Below are 6513 nucleotides of genomic sequence, written 5' to 3' on the forward strand. Positions count from 1 at the left end.
CTTGTAGACCCGGGTGTACGCAGTATGAACACCCGGGTGTTCAAAGCCTGATGCTTATAGCTTTTAAAGCGCATCCTTATGGGTTGCCGCATCAATGATACTTTGAACCACAGGTTTTGCTTGATGGTTTCGGTCGAAAAGCAACGGATAATCTGTACGTCCACGCATGGGGAAATCATTTTTCCATGAGTCGCCGTCGGCTACACCCCACAAGGTAACACGCAAAATATGATCGCTGTTTTTCAGGAAAAGATTAAAGAAATCCATCATGTGGTTGCTCCATGCTTGCGAAACTTCGGTGGGCAATCCGTTGGTATATGGGTTCATTTCTTTGTTATAGGCTTCGATGTCCGAGATATTGGCACCCACATTAGGGCGGGGCGAGGGTAGGGCAGATATCTCAAATTCGGTAATCATTACCTTAACTCCGGCAGCTACATAGGTATCAATGGCTTCCTGATACTCGTTTAGCGATGGGTAATCCATGCCTACGTGCCCTTGCATACCTATGGCATCAATACGTAAACCTCTTTCTTTCATGGTGTTTACCATCTTTACAATAGCGTTACGCTTACCGGGATGCCATTCGTTATAATCGTTATAGTAGAGTTCGGCATCCGGATCGGCTTCGTGGGCGTACTGGAAAGCAAGATACATAAACTCTTCGCCTAATATTTGGTAGAAGGGTGAATTACGCCAGCTACCATCGTCGTTAATAGCTTCGTTTACCACATCCCAACCACGAATTTTTCCTTTGTAACGGCCTACAAGGGTGTAAATGTGATTCTTCATTCTTTCTTTTAACACGTCGGCAGATACCAGTTCGCCTTGGTCGGTATGGCAAAACCATTTGGGCAGTTGTGAATGCCAAATGAGGGTATGGCCCGTTACAGTAAGCTTGTGCGAGATTCCGAAGTTTACAAAAGAATCGGCAAGTGCAAAATTATACTGGTTTTCTTCCGGATGTACTTCTTCGCTCTTCATGCAGTTTTCGGCTACAATAGCATTAAAGTTTTCTGTAACTACACGGATTCCGGCAGTATCACGGCCAGTAATTTGCGATGCATTTAATGCAGTTCCGATAAGGAATTTATCTTTTAAAGCATCTTTGAGGGTTATTTCCTTGTTTTGCGATGCAGGGTTGCCTGTGCAGGCTAATAATAAGGGGATTGCTAACAGGGCAAAAAGGGCGTTGTTAAATGGTTTTTTCATTGTTGTATGTATGTTATTTTATTCTGTTTTTGTTATTGTTATCCCTTCAAATGTCTTTCCTCAATTTCCATATTTATCTTATCAATTACCTCGTCCGACAACTCGTATTTGGAGATGATAAACATGGCTACTATCAATAATATGGCCGGGATAACAGCAACAAGCCACAATATTCCCTGTTCGGCAAAAGCAGATTGGGTAACGGTATTCTTTTCATCGAAATCAACAAAAGCCAGTACCAGTCCGGGAACTACACCACCAAGCGCCATTCCGGCTTTGTAGAAAATTCCTGTAAGGGCATTTACAATGCCCGAGATTCTTTTACCTGTTATATGTTCGCCATACGAGATTACTTCGGGAACCAGCGCCCACATATATCCTGTGGCTACAATAACTCCTGTTGATTTAATGAACTGTGCCACCAAAACCAACCACACTTGGGTTTTCAATGCAGGAACTACTGAGATAACATAAAGTAACGCCATTCCGAAAATAGCTATGGAAAGGAATATGTAAAACATTTGTTTTTTACCGATAGCACGTTTAATGGCCGGAACCATGGGCATAAAAATGAATGCCGGGATAGAGCCTAACGCAGCAAAATAGGGTAGCATATCAGGTGCCTGCACATTATAAATCATATAATACGAACCGGCAGAGTTACCAATTGCCATCATGGCAAAGGCAGTGATAAAGAAGAATGCCAGTACACGCAAAGGGGTGTTGTGCTTAAATTCTGTCCACAGATCGGAAACTTGTACCTCGGCGGTTTCTTTTTCGTCCATTACTACCCGTTCCTTGGTTTGTGTATAACAGAAGATCAGCAATATCATTCCTGCTACGGCATAAATAGTCATGGTGATGAACCAGGCGTTGCCGGATTCGGCTGAGTTTATTTTTCCGTCGGGCGAAAGCATTTTAATAAGTACAGGAATACCGTAGGCTACGGCCAAACCTCCCAGGTTAGCGAGGAACATACGTACTGAGGTTAGTTTGGTAATCTCGTCGGTATCGCGCGTAAGCGATGCATTGAGCGCCCCGTAAGGTACATTTATAAGAGTGTAGCACATGGATAATCCTACATAAGTGATGTAAGCATACACCAGCGAACCCGAAAAACCGTTCCAGAAACAGAGTATAGCAAAGCCGGTAAGCGGAATGCCTCCCAATATAAGATACGAACGGTATTTACCTAGTTTAGGATTGTGTTTATCTACATACGCACCAACAAGGGGGTCCCATATAACATCGACCAAGCGAACAATAAGGAACATAACGGCTGCTGTTGCTGCCGGAAGCCCATAAACATTGGTATAGAAAATAAGCAGGTATTGGGCTACTGTTTGGTAGATAAGGTTCTGAGCCAAATCTCCCGATCCAAAACCTACGCGCTGTAACCACGAAAGTTTATAAAAGCCTTTCGACTCGCTAAGAGTTTGTGTAGATGCATTCATCGTATTATTTGTTAATTAGTTTTTCCATTTCGTTGGCTACCCGTATGCCTACATCCTTTTTGTTTAAAGGGTGAATATCGTTCCATTCTCCAAGGTCTTTTGCCGGGGCAAAGCCAGTGTGTGGTACTTGTTCGGTAACTTTTTGTTGTGCTGCGCGGAAGTTATCCCATCCGTCGGGTTGTCCAAACAAAGCCAGTTCTACAACCACAAAAGGTAACTCCGGGAGGTTGAATATGCTTCTCCAATCATTAATCATGGCAGATAACAGGGCGGTGTACTCGTTGTAGCGGTTGGTATTAGATTCGCCTTGATACCAGATGGCACCTTTCACCACGTAATTTTTGAGTGGTGCTATCATGGAGTTGTATAAGCCAACAGGTTTATATTGAAAGAATGTTTGTCCGGCCGATGGTGGCATTTCGGTTCCGATCTTATGTTTCCAGTTTCCTTCCAGTGATAGCTCACTTTCCTTGAATACTAGTTTGTAGGGTTTTTCTTTTACAAAATGGGGATAGCCTCCATAACTTATCAGGCGTATGGTTATTTGGTTGTTGCCTTCGTGCAATAATCCTGCTGGTATTTTATAGATGCGGGGCGGGTACTGATAGCCTGTAGTGCCAACAAAAGTACCGTTAACAAATACCGAATCGGCATCAACAATGCAGCCAAGGCGTAGTGTGGATTCTTTCCCGGCCAGGTTGGCAGGGATATTGAAATGTTTGCGAAACCAGAATGAACCGTTAACCGGGTTGAGGCCGTTGTTGTTCCATGAAGTATCGAACAAATCAGCTTCTTTCCAATGGGCGTCATTGTATTGGGGGGCGTACCATTTAACAGGCTCGTTTAATCCGGCATCAGTTCGGTATAGAACTTCGTGCCAAAGTTGGTTTCCTTTATTTTCTCTTTGGCGGATGTCGGCAATATATTCGTCGGATTTATAGAATTCACGTTCGTTCAGATACTTGGGGAAAGGTTTCAAACCCTCTTCGCTGATCCATGCTTCTACAGGTGATCCGCCTACGGCAGAGTTTATGAGCCCAACCGGTACTTTGTGTTTGGTGTACCATTCTTTAGCAAAGAAATAGGCAAGAGCGGAGAAGTTCATTACATTTCCGGGTTCAAGTGCTTTCCATGCTGTTTGCTTTACATCTTCTTGGGGCTCATGAAAGTTATAATCCAACGGTATTCTAATCTGTCGGATTTGTGGATTGGTGTATTTGTTCACCTCATCGGCAAACATATCCATAACCCTTGCAATGGGCAATTCCATATTCGATTGTCCGGAGCAAAGCCATACATCGCCTACCAGAATATCTTTAAGCTGAATATCATTAATGGTCATCAGGTGCGGACCTCCTGCTTTTTGCGGAGGAAGTATTATTTCCCAGTTGCCACCTGCCGATGTTGTTGTTTTGTATTTCTTCTTAAGAAAAGTAACAGTAACTTCTTCCTGAGGGTCTGCCCATCCCCATACTTTAATACTTTGCTGCTGTTGCAGCACCATGCCATCGGAAACAAGGACTGGAAGTTTCACTTTTGCTTCGGTTGTGTAAACTCCCACAAAAGCAAAACTTACCATAAGTCCTATAACCTGAAATATACTTTTTACCATACCTTTTGTTGTTATATCGTTGGTTGCAAATATACGTTTCATACTTTGGGGATTGTGCTTTTTATGTTTCAGATACCTTTCCAAACGTAACATCTTCCTTTTTTTATGTAACATTTAGTTTGCGTGGTGTTACACGGCTGTATTATTTGTATTCGTACAAGCGAACGTACAATATACTGAAGTCGTCAACCCCAATACGTACATGCCTCCCCTGATGTGTTTGGTCACCATTAAGGCGACGTATATATGTAAAGCTGCCATCAGAATTAACCTTTACTTCGTCAACTGTGCCAATGCCGGCTCTCAGTCCGCCTTTCCATTCGGTTTGCTTCCGGTGCTGATTGCCTGTATTCAGGAAACCGTCTTCTCCCAGTTGGCTTGCATCAATAGCTTTGCTTTCGTTTGTCTTTTCAAATTCAATCACAATGCCGCTTCCGGCAATCAGGAATTCGTCTTTATTCAGGCGAAGAATGATGCCTCCGCCCGTTGGCCAGGTACTTCCATCCGTGGCACGTGAGTCCCAAGGGAGTGTAAAGAAGTGGCGGCAGGTAATTTTAAGATCATCCTTATACAGTATGCGTTCTTTGTTATCGCCGTCAAAATACAATCCGTTCATAGCTGCTTTGCCCTGATACTGTGTAATGATGGGCATAAGTTCTTTTAGTTTGGCATAGCTTTGTACCAGTGGTGCCTGTGGAGCATTGGAACCATTCTCGATAGAAAACGGACAGAAGCCTATTGCATTGTGTTCGCCAAAAACATAGAATGCTTGTACTCCGTTAGCATCGGACAAACGTATTTCGGGTATGAACAGTGGATTGTTGGGCAGGTGATATTGAGCTACCCAATTGGTAAAACCTTTGTCGTAAAGGTCGGGTGCAAGTATATCAATACTGGGTGCACCGCAATGCCAGATGTCTGTTAAGTGAGCCAGCGGCCCGGCAGAAGGGTATTCGCCGGGCTTCCGGCCGCGGCTGTTCATAGCCGCATTCACAAACAACGGTATATTGTGTATGGAACGTGCCGAGGTGGCAAGCTGTTCTACATATTGTGCATAATGCCATGCCATAAAAATTTCGTCCGAAGCGAGGCGCCCAGCCGGGTTTTCGTCTCCTCCAAACAAATCCAACCATGTACCTGTGGTTTGATAGCCTTTGTTGCCCCATTGTTCAAGCAACCACGGGTGCAGTGATTTCTTATTTTTGGTAAGGTACGAAGTCAGTTTTTCGGGTACGGGTGCATTGAATAATGCGTTGGCTTCTTTGGAGTAATCGCGTGCATCTTCCAGCATTCCAATTTCATTCTCTATTTGTACCATGATGACGGTACCCTTCTCTTTATCAACTGCTGCGATGTGTTTCATCAGTTGAGAAAAAGCACGGTTGTCGGCTTGTAATACATTGTTGGAGAAAGAGCTGGCTATTTCGAGCGGCTTGCCTGCCTGAGTGTATGCGCGCGGATATTTTTTATAATCTTGTTTGAACCATAACGGGGCGTAGCAACTCATTGAGTTTTTCCATGCACCAAACCAAAGGAATACTACCTTCAATTGGTTTTCGCGGGCTTGGGTAATTGTTTTGTCTATTAAGGTAAAGTCGTATTTACCTTCGGTGGGCTCTATCAAATCCCAGTAGGCTGGTACCAATACAGTGTTGAGGCCCATGCGTTGCAGTTTTGGGAATATACGTTCTATATCCTGAAACGATGCAGCCGATGAGTTTCCCAGTTCACCGCCTAGAATAAGGAAGGGTTTACCATCTACTATTAGCTGTGTGGCAGTGCCTTGTTGCTTGAGGTGTGGCTGGGCAAAAAGGGTATAACTGTTTATTGTTAATAATATAAATAGTATGATGGTGTGGGTTTTCATTGTAATATTGTTGTTTGTTTATTCAGTTTTAAACATGGAGGCCAACGGCCTCTGCGCAGTAGCGTAGGGCAAAGCCCAGTCATGTTCGGAATATTTTTGCATTGTTTACAATCCGCGTTCAACGGGCTGTAAGCCCGGTTTAATTCAGCCCCAGGCATCGCCTGGGGTAATGGGAAACACCCCATAAAAGCGGGCTGAAAGCCCAACTCAATAATTAAACTGCCCTTTCAGGGCGCTAGGGTGTGGTTGCTGTTATTACCCCAGGCGTTGCCCAGTCATGTTCGGAAGATTTCTTTCTATTTTCCCACTGCCTGCAATAATGTAAATAAAAAAGAATCAGTGTGTCTATTGTTAAAAACAATGTGGTT

Annotated in this window: 4 protein-coding genes; all 4 read right to left on the minus strand. The window is 43.8% G+C overall.

Going from position 1 to position 6513, the window contains the following annotated elements:
• Window positions 1-63: 63 nt before the first annotated feature.
• Window positions 64-1212, minus strand: coding sequence for an endo-1,4-beta-xylanase (locus tag D0T85_RS20980; RefSeq protein ID WP_163215475.1), 1149 nt, complete (start codon window positions 1210-1212; stop codon window positions 64-66).
• 38 nt (window positions 1213-1250) lie between these two features.
• Window positions 1251-2666 (minus strand): MFS transporter, encoded by a 1416-nt coding sequence (locus D0T85_RS20985; protein ID WP_163215476.1) that lies wholly within the window; start codon window positions 2664-2666, stop codon window positions 1251-1253.
• Window positions 2667-2670: 4 nt separating this feature from the next.
• Window positions 2671-4278 carry a sialate O-acetylesterase gene (locus D0T85_RS20990; protein ID WP_163215478.1) on the minus strand — a complete coding sequence of 536 codons (1608 nt, stop codon included), beginning with the start codon at window positions 4276-4278 and terminating at the stop codon, window positions 2671-2673.
• Between the two features lie 142 nt (window positions 4279-4420).
• The gene (locus tag D0T85_RS20995; protein ID WP_163215477.1) at window positions 4421-6145 is read right to left on the minus strand and encodes a DUF5597 domain-containing protein; all 1725 of its coding nucleotides are present in this window, start codon (window positions 6143-6145) and stop codon (window positions 4421-4423) included.
• Window positions 6146-6513 lie beyond the last annotated feature (368 nt).

This window comes from Bacteroides sp. 519 (assembly GCF_010500955.1).
GTDB lineage: Bacteria > Bacteroidota > Bacteroidia > Bacteroidales > Bacteroidaceae > Bacteroides.